Source organism: Sinomicrobium weinanense, assembly GCF_018863395.1.
Lineage (GTDB): Bacteria > Bacteroidota > Bacteroidia > Flavobacteriales > Flavobacteriaceae > Sinomicrobium > Sinomicrobium weinanense.
In genome coordinates, this window is the sequence record NZ_JAHKRR010000010.1 from 25,522 (window position 1) to 41,297 (window position 15,776).

The following is a 15,776-nucleotide window of genomic DNA, read 5'->3' on the forward strand; positions in this document are numbered from 1 at the left end:
TTTTTTTAGAATGTTAGCTTCACGTTGAGTCCTATACTCCTGGTTGACGGGAGCCCCAGTATATCTACCCCTTGCAGGGCATTACCCGTACTCAGTGATATATTGGGGTCATGAGGAGCATCCTTGTAAAAGAAAAACAGGTTGCTGCCTATGAGAGAAGCACTGATATTGCTGAAAAAGGAGTCCTCCTCCAGATCAAAAGAATAGCCCAGAGCCACTTCGGCAAGGCGCACATTAGTGGCACTGTAAACGTACTCTCCGGTAAAACCGTTCCTGCCGCCGGCAAGGCCATAATATTGCTGGGCGGTCATGGTAGATACATTTCCGGCAAGATCGACCACTTCCACCGAACCATTGGTGGTTTCCCTGGACGTATTGTTGCTCAATCCTTCTACGACGGCCTCAGTCATACTCACCGTTTCGCCTCCGAACTTTCCGTCGATCAGAAAATCAAGGCTAAAGTTCCCGTAAGAAAAGGAATTGTTCCAGCCCAGTGTAAAATCGGGGTTGGCATTCCCTACTTTTTCCAGCCCGTCAACTACGTTTTCGGGATTTTCATCATTGATGATCAACGCATCGCCATCTACAACAGGCCTCCCCTGTGCATCCCTTTTCACTACCTGGGCATAGATGTCGCCAAATGAACCTCCCTCAACAAGGTACGATCCGAAAGTATTGACACCTTTGGCAGAGACCGTGAAAAAATCCGGCTCTATAAGTCCATCGGCAATGGTTCCGTCATAGATGCTTTTCACCTCATTATCGTTGGCCGAAAAGTTCAGGGTCGTTTTCCATCTGAAGGAATCGGTCTGAACCGGGGTTGCAAAAACAGTGGCCTCCACCCCGCTGTTCACGATCTCTCCGGAATTCAATCCTGCATTGGCTGCCCCTATAATGGCAACAGAAGTTGGAAAAGGGAAATACTGGTTTACTGTGTTGGTGTTATAATATCCGATATCAATGCCCAGGCGGTTGTTAAAAAACCTCCATTCCGTACCCACTTCAAAAGACCTTTGTTTTTCCGGTTCCGGAATGGTCCCCGGGAACGGTCTGACGGGATCTGTTGCGCTTACTCCGTTACCAAAGACAATTTCCCGGGCCGGGTTAATCTGGTTGGGGGCAAAATCATTACCCACCTCTGCATAAGAGGCCCTGACCTTGGCAAAGGAGATCCCATTACCCAGATCGAACATTTCGCTCAGTATCCCGGTTACCCCAAAAGAGGGATAAAAGAAGGAATTGTTTTCCGGGGGCAACGTGGAAGACCAGTCATTACGTGCCGTCAGATCAACAAATATCTTTTCGTCATACCCCAAAGTGGCACTTGCAAAAACAGAGTTCACCCTTCTGCTCAAACTCGATTGCGTCAGGGTAACCTGTGGGTTGGCGTTAAAGTTCTGAATGGCAAACACATTGGCAAACTGTAAGCCTCCCTGGGTGCCCGAATCAGCATTGAACACTTCGGTAGTTGATTTTCTGATGCTGGCACCTATGTTGGCATTTAATGAAAAAGCCTCCGTAAAATTATAGTCGATGTTGGCAATAATGTCGCCATACAACTGCTTTACATCTTGTTTATTAAGTATATATCTACCGTTGGCATGTGAGAGGGTAGCTTCGGTGGTGGCGTAGACCTTGCGCTCAAAATCCATTAAAGACTGATCATAGGTCCCCCTGGTCTGAAGTGACAACCAATCAGTGACTTTAAAACTCAGGTTCAAAGAGGCCAATAATTTTTTATTGGTATCGGTACTGGGGTTTCTGTGCATGATCCAGTAAGGGTTCTGCTCTATATCTGAAGTGCCCCTGAACCAACGTTGGGACTGAATATTCCTGTCCGGATTATATTCTTCGAAATCGGCGTAGTCCGAAAGTTTTCCTGCATCGGCCGGAAATCCGTAAGCCCCGACCAAAGGGTTGAAGTACAGGCCCGGGACCGCCCTGTTGGTGATCTTTTGGGTGGAAGCCATTACTCCGGCATTCACCGCCAATACATCATCAAAGAACTTAGCGGTTTCTCTAAGGTTGATGGTGTGCTGTTTTAAATCGTTCTCCGGCAGTATCCCCGAGGCAAAGCTATTGCTGTACGAAAAATAGGTCTGGGCCTTTTCTGTGCCTCCGGATATGGAGAGGGAGTTGATATTGGTCAGTCCGGATTCGAAAAAATCGTCTGCATTATCTTCCGCTGTATCGTTCAAATCCAGCATATACGCGGCCCTTTCCACTGTTAAATTAGATGAAAAGTCTACCTTAAAGGTGCCTTCTTTCCCTTTTTTGGTCGTAATCAGGATCACACCATTCAGGCCTGCATTACCGTAGAGTGCAGAAGCCGATGCCCCTTTCAGTACGGTCAGGGACTCTATATCGTCCGGGTTGATCAGGGACAGTACATCCCCCCCGTCTCCCCGGGAACTGCCGAAATTGCTATCCGGCTGTGAAGCAGTCGGGTTGGACAGGGGTATACCGTCTACCACATACAAAGGCTGATTATTTCCAAATGAATTATTTCCCCTTAAAGTTACCTTAACCGACCCTCCGACACCGGATGCACTTCGGGTAATAGCTACTCCTGCCACCTTCCCGGACAAGCTGTTGATGGGGTTGGATTGTTTTACCCGGCTCAGTTCTTCGGCATTGATATCCTGGGCTGCATAGGTCAATGAGCTTCTGGTTTTCTGTATCCCGAGGGCTGTAACGATGACCTCGTTTAACTGGCTGGTATTTTCAACAAGGGTCACGTCTATCCTGGATTGTCCGCCCACAGCAACCTCCTGCGTCCGGAAACCAATATAACTAATGACCAAAGTGACATTGGGACCAGCGCTAAGAGTAAAATTTCCATCAAAATCGGTCTGGGTCCCATTGGTCGTGCCTTTTTCCACAATGTTGGCGCCGACCAAAGGAAGCCCCTGTTCATCCATAACAGTACCGCTCACCTCCTGCTGCATTTCCCTGACGACCTCTACCCTGGGCTTATCGTCAGTGCCTGCTTTTTTCTTTAGTAAAATGGTATTGTTAGCGGTGAATTCGTAGGTAAAATCAATAGGAGTTAAAAGCATGTCCAGCAGTGTTCTGGCCTTGACAATTCCTCGTTTAACAAAAATATCCGGGGCATCTTCTAACAGATCATTCCTGTAAATAAACTTATAATCCGCCTGTTTATTCATAAGATTAAAGATCTGTTTTGCATTCAAGGTCTTGTCTTCTGTGATCAGTATGTCTGCATTTTGGGAAAAGCCATCCTCCGGCCCTAAGGCAAAGGCGAGTGTGCAGCATAAGAAAACAAAGGTTCTCATCAGAAATTTTAGGAAGCGGAATCCAATACCGGATCGCTCCGTATTCAAGTTAATTTTCATAAATTAGTGTTTGGTTTGGTTAGACTTTGTTTAACTAATCCTCTTTGGGCAAAGGCTATTGCGGTGGAATGTACTAGCCTTTCCCTTTTTTACACATCGATGTTTATTCGTATAGGCATCTGTATTATTTAATATGAACTGTTTTATCCCTGATTTCAAATTTCACCTCTCCCTGGCCGGCAACTTCAATCAAATCGAGAATATCGTCAATGGACCTGGTCCTTTCCAGTATTCCCGTAAAAATGAAATCCTTGCGTTCTGCCAATTCAAAAACAACCTTAATGTCATACCATCTCGAAAGCGCTTTCATGATCTCATCCAGGGATTCGTCCTCAAAAACAAACACCCCGTTCACCCATAAAATCGCCCGGGAGGCATCGACATTCACGATTTGTACGTTACCCGTGGCCTTATCGACCCTGGACTGTTGATCGGGGTGCAGTATTTTATGGACTTCCCCCTTTTCAAGTGCTATTTTTCCACCGGCAAGAGTGGTTACAATTTCCTTGTCGTCTGTATAAGCACTTATATTGAATTCGGTGCCCAGGACATTTATTCTCTGATCATTGGAAATAACACTGAACCCCGAACCCTTGTGGGCTGAGCCCGGAGAAACCTCGAAATACGCCTCCCCGTAAACAAGTTCCACTTCCCTGGTCTGCCCTTCCCGGAATGCAGAAGGGTATTTTAGTTTGGTGTCCGAATTGAGCCACACTTTTGTTCCGTCCGACAGCTTTACGGAAAATTGCCCCCCTCTTGGTACGGTCAGGTCGTGGTACAAAATTTTACCGGCCTTCTTCCCCGCCGGTCCTTGTTTTGAATAGACAAGCTGTTCTCCATTGCTGTTGAGTGTTCCCTTTCTAAAACTTTTCCCTTTTGTCAAAGCCACCTGGTCCCCGTTTTCTAAAGTGAGTACGGCTTTATCCGATCCGACCACAATTTTGTCGGAGGGTTCCGGGGCTTCCTTATCCCTGTAAACCCAATTGAACGCAAAGCCGATGAACAGGAGTGCCATTGCAGCTATTGAAATGCGCTTGTACGTATTCAGTCTCCGCTTTCTTTCCCTGGCCCTGACCTTTTTTTTAATGGACTCCTTGGCTTTGTATAAATTGTATTTTGTCATGCAGTTCGCTGTCAGATAATGTATTCTAACTAAATTATTAAAGATTGTTATATTTTCAGGATCGCATAACCAAACATCCAATTGCTCCAATTCTTCCTGATTGGCTTCTTTACCTAGAAATTTGACAATTATTTTAAGGCCTTTTGACATTTCGTTACACGATTACAACCTAAATACGTATGAAATTTTAAATACCCTGCATTTTTTTAAGATTTTTTTTTATAATTTTCACAACGAAAACGATAAAGCTCATTATAAATCATCATCGTTACATGGATTTTGCTGATAATAATTACTTTCTGATAAAAAGATTGATCAAAGGTGATGAGAAAGCGTATGAATATTTAATGGACGCCTATTATCAAAGGCTTTGCGTGTATGCATTTACATTGACAAACGACCATAGTAAGGCTGAGGATATCGTTCAAAATGTCTTTGTAAAAGTCTGGACGGGCAGAAAAAAACTCAACCCTGATTTTCTGATCAGGAACTTTCTGTATAAATCCGTTTATAACGAATTCATCAATGAATACAGAAAGAACAAATCCGTTCTGTACCTGGAGAAAAAATACTTCGAAGCCATTGATATGGTTATGGAGAACGAGCAGGATAATTTTGAGGAGATCATAAAACTGGTCTACCTTGAGATCAACAATCTTCCGTCCAAATGCAAGCACATTTTCCTGCTTAACAAAAAAGAAGGCCTGACACACACTGAGATCTCCGAGCTTCTGGGCATCTCCATCAAAACCATTGAAGCTCATATTAGCCGGGCCTTTAAAATCCTCGAAGAAAAACTGGGGCAGAAATATAAAACCATTCTTTTTATCCTGTTTTCCTTTAAAAATGAGTTGGAAAAGCAAATTTCCGTTGCGCATTGAATTGCTTTGGATTCCATAATGAAAAAACATTTGAGTGTCTGTCTTCTGTTTTACAAGAGATCAAAGAACAGGTAAAGAGAATACAAAAAGTAACAAAAAGAGTTCCTCCCTTTAGATAAAGGGAAGTGGCACGACTCCAGTCGTGACGGAGGGTTTGAAAGCCCAAACCATTGGATAAACATAAATGTTCGGGGATAACCCCAAGGCTTGGGCAGAGTCAAACTCCCCGTCCCGCAAGCGGGGCACCCCTACTTCGACAAGCCCAGCACAGGTCTTCATCTGAAGAGGGGAGCTTTTCGAAGTTTGTTAAAATATAAAGTTAAACCATGAGCTACATCAAACCATTAATTATTCTGTTACTTTGCGGAATCGCCAGCCTGGCCTGTGAAGAAAAGAAGAAAACGAAAAATGATATCACTTCAGAAGCTGTCCAAACCATGAACGAAAATAAAAAAGAGACATTACCCGAACTTATCGTAAATAAAGAATCCTTTACCAAAATTGAAGACCTTCATTTTAAGCACAGTGTTGGCGGGGAGGCCATTAAGGAGGAAACTCTGGTCATGGTAAAATACGACAGCCTGTTTCTCGAGATAAAATTTGAGTGCAGAAACAATCCAAGAATGGACCAGAACCACTATACAGAGGACAATTCGCCCATGTTCAACCAGGAAGTCTTTGAACTTTTTATCAGCAAGGGCAAAGAAGCCCGGGAGGATTACCTGGAGATCCAACTAAATCCGAACAATGCATTGTTCCTTGCCAGGATCAACAACCAATACAAGGGGAACAAGGAATTTAATCTCGATTATATAGACACCAAAACCTCGGGTGTGGAGCACAGTGTTGCAAAAGACCGCGATGCCAGGACCTGGAGCGGGCATTTAAGGATACCGTTACAATTATTGCAATATCCTGAAAATACTCCGGACCCTGTTTATCGATTGAACTTTTACCGCATTATTTCCCAGGCAGACCATTCCGTAAAAGACTGGAGCAACAATCCGGAAAATGCAACATATGCCTGTTGGAGCTCAACTATGGCGCAAAGGCCCCAGTTTCACAGGCCGGAATATTTCGGGTATTTGTTCCTGAAGTAGGAAAGTAGTGTCCGGTCAGCGTCTAATTAAAGTAGAAATCTGCCCGTTTTATTTTACCCCGTGATATGTAGCCAGTGTCATACCCCAAACGATGGCACATGACAGGAAAATACCAATGGTATTGGCCCAAAAAGCCTGGCCGTACGACATCCTGAACAGATAAGAGGCGATAGTACCTGCATATACGCCGGTTCCGGGGACCGGTAGCATTACAAAGATCAAAATGCCCACAAAGCCGAATTTTGTAACGTTGGAACCTGCCTTGATCTTAATCCGCCGGGCCAGCTTAACAGCTCCTTTTTTATAAAATTTCCATTTTAGCAGATAGTGGTTTAAATGATCCAAAAAAAACTTCATCACAGGGTATACCAATACATTGGCCAGAAAGCAGACTATAAACGAAATATAAATATCTACGTTATTAAAAATAGCATACGGGATCCCGACCTTTGCCTCTCCAAAAGGGGAAATACTCCATAATGCAGCGATCAATATTTCTACTATCACGGTAATTTTTTGCCAAAAATAGAAATTAAAAATATCAGTATGTTAAGGACCGTATCATTTAAGTGTTATTTAACATGAAAAAGGGAGCTATATATAAAGAAAATATCACTTACGGAGACGCCTGGTTCTTTCAGGTTTACTTAAAAAAACTGTAAATTATAAAAAGAGAATGTCTCAAAAGTCTTTAAAACCGTCATGCTGAACTTGCATGCACAGAGTACAATTGAAGTGTTTCAGCATCCCATCATGCTAATCGGACGATCGTTATGAGACCCTGAAACAACCCTTCGATTGTGCTCAGGGTAAAAGTTCAGGGTGACGGAAATATTACTTTTGAGACATTCTCTTTTTATAATTCAGATCCATACCGAGGTAGTAACCCCAAAGCGGAAAACCTGAAGTATTTATTTTTCATTCACCACATTGATCACCTCCTGGTTGATCTTTTTTATACGTTCAACATCCATTTTGTCTTTTTTCCTGTCATAGGTCATCAGTCCGTTAACTTCGCCTTCCACATCGGTGGTCTGGGTATAAACCGCCCCTGAAAAGCCGGACCGGACCAGCTCTTTCAGCTTTCGGGCGTATTTTACATATTCATCGGTCACTTCTTTGGAATTCTTGAATTGCACATATCCCCAGTTATTATCTGTTTCCCAAAGGTGCCCTTTAAGCGGGAGCCCGATACCTCCGTATTCGCCCAAAACAGTTACGCGGCGTGCGTCGTAGAGGAAGAGTCTGGGGTCGGGATAGTTGTGCAGGTCCAGGATATCTCCGGTTTGAAAGTGGTTTCCGCCACTGGCCGAGTTGACAAGGCGGCTGGGGTCGTAGTTTTTGGTCCATTCCGTTATTTCTTCCGTTTTGAATTGCCCCCAGGCCTCGTTGAACGGCACCCATACTACAATGCTGGGATAGGAATAGAGGTAATCCATGATGCCTTTCCATTCTTTCCGGTAGATCTGTTCTGATTTCACTGTTCTTTGCAATTCATTTCCGTCGAAATACTTTCGCATCTGCCAGTCTTTTTGCTGGTCGCCATTGGGCATGTCCTGCCAGACCAGTATCCCGATCTCATCGCAATGGGTGTACCAGCGGGCAGGTTCTACCTTTACGTGCTTCCGGATCATGTTATAGCCCATTTCTTTGGTCTTTACGATATCGTATTTCAGGGCTTCGTCCGATGGGGCCGTGTAAAGTCCGTCGGGCCACCAACCCTGGTCGAGGGGGCCGAAGTGGAAATAATCTTTGTTGTTGAGCTGCATTCTCACGATGCCGTTCCCATCCCTTTTTGTAGAGATCTTCCGCATGGCAAAATAGCTCTTGAACTCGTCCGTCACTTTACCGTTGCTGATCAGTTTAACCGTTGTCCTGTACAGGAACGGGGATTCGGGCGACCAGAGTTTCGGATCGCCGATCGTAATTTCAAACTCCTGGCTGGCCGCAGATCTTCCTTTTGCCACTTCTTTCCCTTTGTCAAAAACAGTGACTTCTACCACATCTCCATACTCAAATCCTTTGACATCCGTATCGAATTTTACCGTATTCCGGTCAATATCAGGAACAACCCTGGTATTTTCTATGTGTTTTTCGTTAACCGGCTCTAACCAGACGGTTTGCCAGATCCCGGTAACCGGGGTATACCAGATGCCTTTAGGGTCCTTTACCTGTTTTCCCCGGGGTTGTGAGCCTTCGTCGGACGGGTCCCAGACCCTTACCGTTAATTCCTGGGGGCCATCGCTGTTGAGAAACGGGGTAATATCTATTGAAAAGGGTTCATATCCGCCGGTATGTGTACTGACTTTGATGTCATTGATCCATATCTCCGCCTGCCAGTCTACCGCACCGAAATTCAATCTGATATTTTTGCCCTGCCAGTCGTCCGGGACGGTAAAACTCCTGTTATACCACAGCACATGCGATGCGCCGACTCTTTTCATAACCCCCGACAGGCTGGATTCTACCGCAAAGGGAACGAGAATCTTACCGTCGTTGCCATCCGGTTTGGCCTTATGGCGTTCCGTGATGCTGTAATTCCACAGGCCGTTGAGGTTTTTCCAGGCTTTTCGTTCCATGATGGGCCTTGGGTATTCGTCCAGGACCTTTTCCGGGTCTATCTCCCCGGCCCAGACGGTTTTTATTTTATTTCCGGCAGGTTTCCACTGTGCCTGTAACAGGTAAGCTGACAGAAAAAATGATATAAAAAATATTCCGGTCAAGATTCGAGTGTTTCGCATAGTAATTCTGTATTTGTTTTAGCGTTATATAATTTTAATTTAAGGGTTCGTCCGGCACTTCGTTTGGCAGTGAAAAAAACAATAGTCTTTCCCCAAAAAGCCTGTCCTGCCTTTTCAGTTTAATAGTATTTTATGTCTTGTCAATAGCTGGTGTTAATGGTCTTTTATTTAAGTATCCTTTTCCTTGCCAGTCAAGACAAGGTTAAAAGATTGATAGGAGATTAACCCCGGAAGTTTCGCCGGATTAAAACCGTATAAGCATACCGTTGACATGTATCATTTTAGGAGTCCCAAGATAGAGGAAAGCAGTATTTAAAGGTTCTGCATTTTGTCTCATTCTTTGGTCATTTCTTTTCAAATCCGGGGTTTTTCGGGGAAACCGGAGATGTTTTCCTCTCGACGATGCCCGGGGAGTGGAGATTAAATAAGATTGAATGAGATTAACGGGGATAGCAGGGGTTTTCGCTGATTTGTTGATTGGACTTATAGTATGGCCTTCAATCGTCATGAGGTACTATAAGGCAAAATTTTTAGTACATAACAAAAAATACGTTGACTTAACAAGGATTAGACTTATGAGCGCTTCTTTATCTTCAGTCCAGCTGAAAAGTCCTCCCCCAGCCCCTCCTAAGGAGGGGAGCCCATGGCTCCTCCCCTTGGGGGAGGTTGGGAGGGAACAAACACTAAAAAATTATCCGATTGATTTTTAGTCAATTATCAGATTTTGTCATAGGCTAAAGGTAAAATTATTTCCCCAGAAGAACCGGTTACAGCGGCTTCGATCTGTTTTTTCCTGTTTCTTTTACCCTTTTACCATTCCTGTTCTCCTTCGTCCGGAATCCTGCGGTGTTTTTTTCCGAGGTGGAAGGCCCTGGAGATATTAAAGCCAAAGTGAATGTCTCCACTAAAAAAGTCGTCGGTGGTTTCGGTGATAAATGCCTTTTCGATCATGGTGAGGGCATTGGAAAGCATAAGCTGAAACACGTGCCCCCCGGTTTCTATATCCACACTAAGGGCAAAGACATCTTTGGTGTTTACCGATTTTAAAGGATTAACGGTATAGAAATATTCGGCATTGACAGACACTCTTTTGCTAATCTTGTAACGGCCTCCAGCCCCTACGGCAAAAATATCGTGGGGGTCGGCGTCTATTTTCACAGAATTGCGGTGTACGTATGTGGGGGAAAGCTGAAGGGAAAGGTTTTCGTTGAATTTCCGTGCCATAAGCACCTGGGTGGTGTAGAACAGGCGGTCACTGAAATCGGGTTTGTCTTCAGGATCGTAATCCTTCAGCGTTTTCCAGGCGGCACTGCCAAAAAGGGACACACTCAAAGGGAACGGTTTTTTTCCCGTAGCCTGTTTCAGGAGTTTGTACTTTACAAAACCGTCGTATGTTTTTTCGAACGAGCTCCGCCCCACTCCGAACATGAGGTTGTCCGTCAGGGCATACTCCAGCGCAAAACGGATATTGGAATCGTCCAGGCCGAAAAATTCGTCGATACCGTCATTGATCCGGCCGAAGCGGTGGGAGATCAGGAATTCCAATACCCCTTTTTTCCGGTTCTCTATCGAATGGCCGTTAATGATCCGCGTGCCTTTGAAGGTAGCACTTATGTATTCCGTATGCTGTGGAGTTTCTTCATCCAGTATCTCCATCAGGTCCTGGGCAGACATATGGGTGCAGAGGCCCAGGAAAAACAATATCAGTATTGACTTTTTCATTTTTTTTGATAAATGGTTTATCTTAAGACTTTAAGATATAAGATGTTAGATATTAGATATCAGATGTTAGACATAAGATTATAGGACATAGGACTTTAAAATGTGACTGAATTAACGACCTCAGAGCAAGCCTTTCGATAAATACCATATTGAGTTTACCTGTACCGGGCCTGTCTGCACTGAGCTGATATCTTCGGGCTACCTTTTTAAGTTCGGCCGTTGGTTCATATATAGCTCAACGATACGGCAGGTGTTCCAGCTTAAAGGAAACCTCCACTTCACGGGCTATATTATTGCGTACAATGGCCGGTATTTTAATATCGTAGTCTGCAACGGTGATCATAAACTTTCCGGTGAGGCTTATCTTTTCGTTTTCCGTATCTGTCCTGGCCTCGATCTGAACGGGCTTTGTGATACCGTGAATGGTCAGTTTTCCATCGACCTCCGCTACACCATTGTCACCGGACATAACTTCCTGCAGGTTTTGTATCTTCCCGGTAAAGGTCGCCTTGGGAAACTTGTCGGACTCCACATAGTTCTCATTGAAATGCTCCTGCATCAGGGCCTTTTCAAAAACAAAGGATTTCATCAGTATACTTATGGCGATCTCACCGGTAGAAAGGTCAACGATGCTCAGCACCTGCTTGTTCTCCGCCTTGATATCCTCTACCGGGGTATGGGAATAAAAGGAAATATTTCCCTGTTTGGTCAGGTATTTTTCCTGGGGGAACAGCAAAGAATGCCAGCCTATAAAAATCAGTATTATTATGGATCTGATCTGCATTTTTAAACCTGTTTTTAATCGCTAATGACTGCCCTGACCAGGATAACATCGAGCAGAAACCCGGTGCATATCCCTTTTATCCTGATCTGTTGCCCTTTATGCAGGCCCAGGGCCTTCTTGTTCTCGGTAGGATACATATTGCATATGATGCTCTCTTCGGAACCTTCCACTCCAAGGGTAATAATACTGTTGCCATCGGCTGCGCTGATATCCCTGATCTCTCCTTCTACCTGTATGATCTTGTCCAGGTACAATTTATTTGCATTGTTCTCATCGGTTTTAAATGCTTCCAGCAGTGTTTTTGCCGCCAGGGTATGATCGGCATCGGAGGCGTTAACATCTGTGTGCGGTTTGTTATAGAGCCTCATAAAGGCAATAAGCCCTATCAGGACACCTACAATGATAAGTATGCCCGAAATATAAACCGAACGTTTTACTCCCTTCATATTAATTTCCAGTTTTAATTATCCGCAGCCCCGTTATCTACCCAGCAGCCTATCAGGGCGATCTCTTCTGAAGTCAGCGATCCCTGCTTTGGCATGATGCCCGCTTCGGTAAGCTCCCTGATCTTTTCGGCATTGTCCTTAACCGTGGAAAAATTGCGAAAATCGAGCGGATGTACAGAGCCATTATGACATTGTATACAATTATTGTCTATAATTGGCCTTACCGTCGTTGAGAAAGAAATGCCGGGATCGCATGAAATCTCTTCCATGTCCTCCTCTTCTACATTATACTCGCAGGAAACCGTACAAACGGCAAGAAGGATAAGGTATAAAATTCTGGTTGTTGTCATTTTTGTTATCATGCCTGTTAAACTAAGAGGGAAGAGAGGGCTAAAAAGTCTTATGCCCCCTCTTTTTCAATTGTCCGTTCCGGCCTATCCCCTGTTTACGGCTTCAGGGGCCTCCTGGGTGTCGGTATTCACTATGGGCCATACGCCGGGACTGGGCACACTCACCCCTTTGTTGTCTCCCCTGGCATCGTCAGGGCCAAAATAGTACAGGGGCCAGCCCTTGTAGGTCAATTGGTCCCGTTCTCCGTGGACCAGGATCGTATTAAAATCGTCCGGATTCAGGATACTGGGAAGCCTGTCGAGGTCTACATGAAAAATGGGCCAGACAGAATCATTGGAAAAGTCTTCGTTAGTATAGGTATTATTGTCTTTTGTATCGGGGGCAAATGCATAAAGGGTATTTCCCATGATATCGGTAATGTAAAGGGTGGTCCCCTCACCTTCTACATAATCCCCGTTTTCATCGATAATATAATTTTTTCCGTCGTCTCCCACCAGTTGGGCATGGACATACATCAGGGAATAGTCGGGCTTTGCTACATACCATATGTCATTCACTCCATCGCCATTTACTTCCCCGGCTGCGTTGTCCTGGGCAAAATAATACAGGGGCCAGCCCTTGTAGGTGGTCTGTTTTTCTCCGTCTTCCCGTGTTATGGTCGCAAAGTCGTTGGCATCCAACCCTTCGTCTACCGTAATGTCTTCGGCATAGAACACGGGCCAGGCACTCAGGCATCCTTCATTACAGGTAGAAGTCTCTTTGGAATCATTGGAAAAGAAATAGAGTGTCATTCCTTCACTGTCGGTAAGGATCTGTCCGTGATCGCCATCTTCTGCCAGCTTAATGTAATTTTCTTCCGGCTCGGGGGTAGAAGAAGAATCGTCATCGCTGCTACAGGAATAAAAGGCGAAAATCACGATCGCAAGTAAAAGGCTGGTTTTTTTCATAATGTAAATTTTGTTTTAAATTTGACACATCAAATTAACTGACAATAAACGCATTACACCAAAAAAACCTGAGCGAGAGGGAAAAAATAACCGGTAAAAGGGAAAAACTGCGGTTAAGCACCTCAGGAAATTCCAAAATAATCCGCCGCCCGGTTTGCGATGTCTTTTTTAAAAGCCGTATTTTGGACATTTAAACTCCCCCCTGTATGAAAAAAGATCATGTCTATTTTTTTACCTTCCTCGGCCTGGCCATTGTTACTTTTGTGGTGGGCTATTTCAGTATGAACTACCTGCTGGAGATCTCGACCAATCATTTTTTGCGGACCCAGATCGAATCGAGCAAACGCGAAGCCAGTGAGATCTCATCCCTGGTGCAGTTTCAACTGGAAAACGGCCTGTCTAAGGAAGAAGTGGTCAATAATCTGCAAAAGAGCCTTGAAAATACGAGTATGGAAGCAGGCTTTGTATGTATGTTTGACTGGTCGGGCATTGAGATCTGCCATCCGAACCCGGAAAAGATAGGCCAGTTGATATTGCCGGAAGAATCTTTTGTGCAACCTGCCGTGTATTCCGAGCCGGACCCTAATGACCTGTACAGTCTCCTGAAACAAAAGAAACAGACCGGGGGTATCCGGGAATTCTCTGATACGGACAGGGACTCGGAGATCATTTACCTCTACCCCGTAAAAAATACGGATTGGATCGTCGCCGCCCATGCCAATATAGACCATATCAAGGCAAGAATGCTGCAACTGAAGAACAATTTTATCCTCGCCTATGCCATTTCGGGCATGCTCATTGTGCTGATGTCCCTTTTTATGGTACGCCTTATCAGCGGACGGTACGAAAAAAAACTGGAAATAAAGAACGAAGGGCTTTCCCGGGATATCGTAACCCTGTCCAAACTGAATCACGACCTCACCCTGTACAAACAAAAAGTAGAAGAAAATGCAGATGACCCCGAAAGCGACCGGGACAATAGCACGGCAAAAAAGCGGATATTAACCTATGTAAAAGACGAGATCGTTTCTATTGAACCCCATAATATAGCCTTTATATACATGGAAAACACCGTGACCCATATCTGCTGCTCGGACGGCAGGATCTTTCACAGCAACAACAGCCTGGAAGAAGTGTTCTCGGAGCTGGACAGCACCCTCTTTTTCAGGGCAAACCGCCGTGTTATCCTCTCCATTAACAGCATTGACAAAATCTATAAATACGGAAACAACCAGTTGAAGATAGAAGTGAACCCTAAATTTCCCCTGGATATTATTATCAGCAAGAACAAGGCTTCTGAGTTTAAGCAGTGGTTGAGAGGGTAATGGTGGCGGTTGCCAGTTGCCGGTTGCAGGTTGATGAAAAAGAACACGGTTATAACGCTCGATTTCCTCTCTCCTGGTTAAAAATAATCGTTTGGTAACCTTTACTGTAACTAAATTTGACTATTTTCGCCCTTCATTGCAAAAATTTACAGTTCAAATGAAAGATTTATTAGGCACGATCCAGTCAGAGATCGAAACATTTAACGCGGAAGCACAGTTACAAGTTGAAAAAGGAAACAAAGCGGCCGGTACAAGGGCCCGTAAGTCTGCGCTGGAAATCAGCAAACTTATGAAAGAGTTCCGCAAAGTATCTTTGGAAGAATCCAAAAAATAGTGCTTTAAAGAAAAGACCGCCCGGACTGAGAATGGTCCGGGCGGTTTCTTTTTGTCTTTTTCCATCTTATTATTCTTCCATTTGTGGTTTTCCCGTTATGGGCCTTATTTTACTACACAGATTCACAAAGATTTAATCCCGGGTTTAATGTCATTACAATTTATGTGGCTGGATAAATGTTGCCTCTCGCAGTGACACTTATAAGAAGCCAGGTAAAGAAGGTAAGAGCGAAATGCTTATCGTTTAGAAAGTATATGATAGGATATAAGCCTACGAGAACAGCTAATGTACTAAAGATAAACCGGGTAGTTTTTTTCATTTGCGGGTAGTGTTTATTGTATTTGTTTAAAAACAGCTAAAATTGTTATAATCTTGTAGGGCATTCGTGAGAAACCTGTGAATGAGTTTGAATGAAGGGGGTGAAGCTGATGAAGAGCGACCGGTGGTTTCGATACGTCCCGAGCGGAGCTCGGGACACTCAACCACCTATGGACTGGGTGGTTTGAGGTACTAGTATGGATTTCTCTGAAACAGCTTTAATGGAGGCCGCTGAGTGCCCCGGCCCCGCCGGGATGTACCGATACAGCCGGGGTTTTGGTATAATCGCCTTTAGCAATCACTCAACCATCTACATATGGGTTATAAAAATTTACAGATGTTACTTCA

The 15,776-nt window shown here is 44.4% G+C and carries 14 protein-coding genes; 5 read left to right on the forward strand and 9 right to left on the reverse strand.

The genetic code is table 11. The features are described 5' to 3' along the window. Positions 1 to 5: 5 nt before the first annotated feature. The gene (locus tag KN811_RS18965) at positions 6 to 3,356 is read right to left on the reverse strand and encodes a TonB-dependent receptor domain-containing protein (protein ID WP_247716564.1); all 3,351 of its coding nucleotides are present in this window, start codon (positions 3,354 to 3,356) and stop codon (positions 6 to 8) included. Positions 3,357 to 3,480: 124 nt separating this feature from the next. After that, entirely contained in the window at positions 3,481 to 4,479 is a 999-nt protein-coding gene (locus KN811_RS18970) for a FecR family protein (RefSeq protein ID WP_187967108.1), read from the reverse strand. A gap of 272 nt (positions 4,480 to 4,751) precedes the next feature. On the opposite strand from KN811_RS18970, the gene KN811_RS18975 reads away from it, so the two are divergent. Both KN811_RS18975 and KN811_RS18980 read left to right on the forward strand, forming a co-directional pair. Further along, positions 4,752 to 5,360: an RNA polymerase sigma factor gene (locus tag KN811_RS18975; RefSeq protein ID WP_187967107.1), complete on the forward strand. Its 609-nt coding sequence runs from the start codon at positions 4,752 to 4,754 to the stop codon at positions 5,358 to 5,360. A gap of 326 nt (positions 5,361 to 5,686) precedes the next feature. Beyond that, positions 5,687 to 6,460: a carbohydrate-binding family 9-like protein gene (locus KN811_RS18980; protein WP_187967106.1), complete on the forward strand. Its 774-nt coding sequence runs from the start codon at positions 5,687 to 5,689 to the stop codon at positions 6,458 to 6,460. Positions 6,461 to 6,508: 48 nt separating this feature from the next. On the opposite strand, the gene KN811_RS18985 is transcribed toward KN811_RS18980, so the two are convergent. Both KN811_RS18985 and KN811_RS18990 read right to left on the reverse strand, forming a co-directional pair. Continuing rightward, the gene (locus KN811_RS18985) at positions 6,509 to 6,967 is read right to left on the reverse strand and encodes a small multi-drug export protein (RefSeq protein WP_187967105.1); all 459 of its coding nucleotides are present in this window, start codon (positions 6,965 to 6,967) and stop codon (positions 6,509 to 6,511) included. A 404-nt stretch (positions 6,968 to 7,371) separates the two neighbouring features. Next, positions 7,372 to 9,183, reverse strand: coding sequence for a glycoside hydrolase family 2 protein (locus KN811_RS18990; RefSeq protein ID WP_247716565.1), 1,812 nt, complete (start codon positions 9,181 to 9,183; stop codon positions 7,372 to 7,374). A gap of 452 nt (positions 9,184 to 9,635) precedes the next feature. On the opposite strand from KN811_RS18990, the gene KN811_RS18995 reads away from it, so the two are divergent. Continuing rightward, a complete protein-coding gene (locus tag KN811_RS18995; RefSeq protein WP_187967103.1) occupies positions 9,636 to 9,911 on the forward strand; it encodes a hypothetical protein in 276 nt (91 codons plus the stop codon). A gap of 100 nt (positions 9,912 to 10,011) precedes the next feature. Here KN811_RS18995 and KN811_RS19000 read toward each other — a convergent pair whose 3' ends face one another. The 5 genes from KN811_RS19000 to KN811_RS19020 form a co-directional block, all read right to left on the reverse strand. Then, positions 10,012 to 10,923, reverse strand: a complete 912-nt coding sequence (locus KN811_RS19000) for a DUF5777 family beta-barrel protein (RefSeq protein ID WP_187967102.1) — start codon at positions 10,921 to 10,923, stop codon at positions 10,012 to 10,014. Positions 10,924 to 11,158: 235 nt separating this feature from the next. Continuing rightward, complete coding sequence (locus KN811_RS19005) at positions 11,159 to 11,707, reverse strand: YceI family protein (protein ID WP_187967101.1); 549 nt, start codon at positions 11,705 to 11,707, stop codon at positions 11,159 to 11,161. 14 nt (positions 11,708 to 11,721) lie between these two features. After that, complete coding sequence (locus tag KN811_RS19010; protein WP_187967100.1) at positions 11,722 to 12,153, reverse strand: OB-fold protein; 432 nt, start codon at positions 12,151 to 12,153, stop codon at positions 11,722 to 11,724. 14 nt (positions 12,154 to 12,167) lie between these two features. Beyond that, a complete protein-coding gene (locus tag KN811_RS19015) occupies positions 12,168 to 12,503 on the reverse strand; it encodes a hypothetical protein (protein WP_187967099.1) in 336 nt (111 codons plus the stop codon). Positions 12,504 to 12,587: 84 nt separating this feature from the next. Then, positions 12,588 to 13,451 carry a hypothetical protein gene (locus tag KN811_RS19020; RefSeq protein WP_187967098.1) on the reverse strand — a complete coding sequence of 288 codons (864 nt, stop codon included), beginning with the start codon at positions 13,449 to 13,451 and terminating at the stop codon, positions 12,588 to 12,590. Between the two features lie 206 nt (positions 13,452 to 13,657). On the opposite strand from KN811_RS19020, the gene KN811_RS19025 reads away from it, so the two are divergent. Both KN811_RS19025 and KN811_RS19030 read left to right on the forward strand, forming a co-directional pair. Then, a complete protein-coding gene (locus tag KN811_RS19025) occupies positions 13,658 to 14,776 on the forward strand; it encodes a LytTR family transcriptional regulator (RefSeq protein ID WP_187967097.1) in 1,119 nt (372 codons plus the stop codon). 157 nt (positions 14,777 to 14,933) lie between these two features. After that, positions 14,934 to 15,110, forward strand: a complete 177-nt coding sequence (locus KN811_RS19030) for a histone H1 (RefSeq protein ID WP_187967096.1) — start codon at positions 14,934 to 14,936, stop codon at positions 15,108 to 15,110. The last annotated feature ends 666 nt before the right edge of the window (positions 15,111 to 15,776 follow it).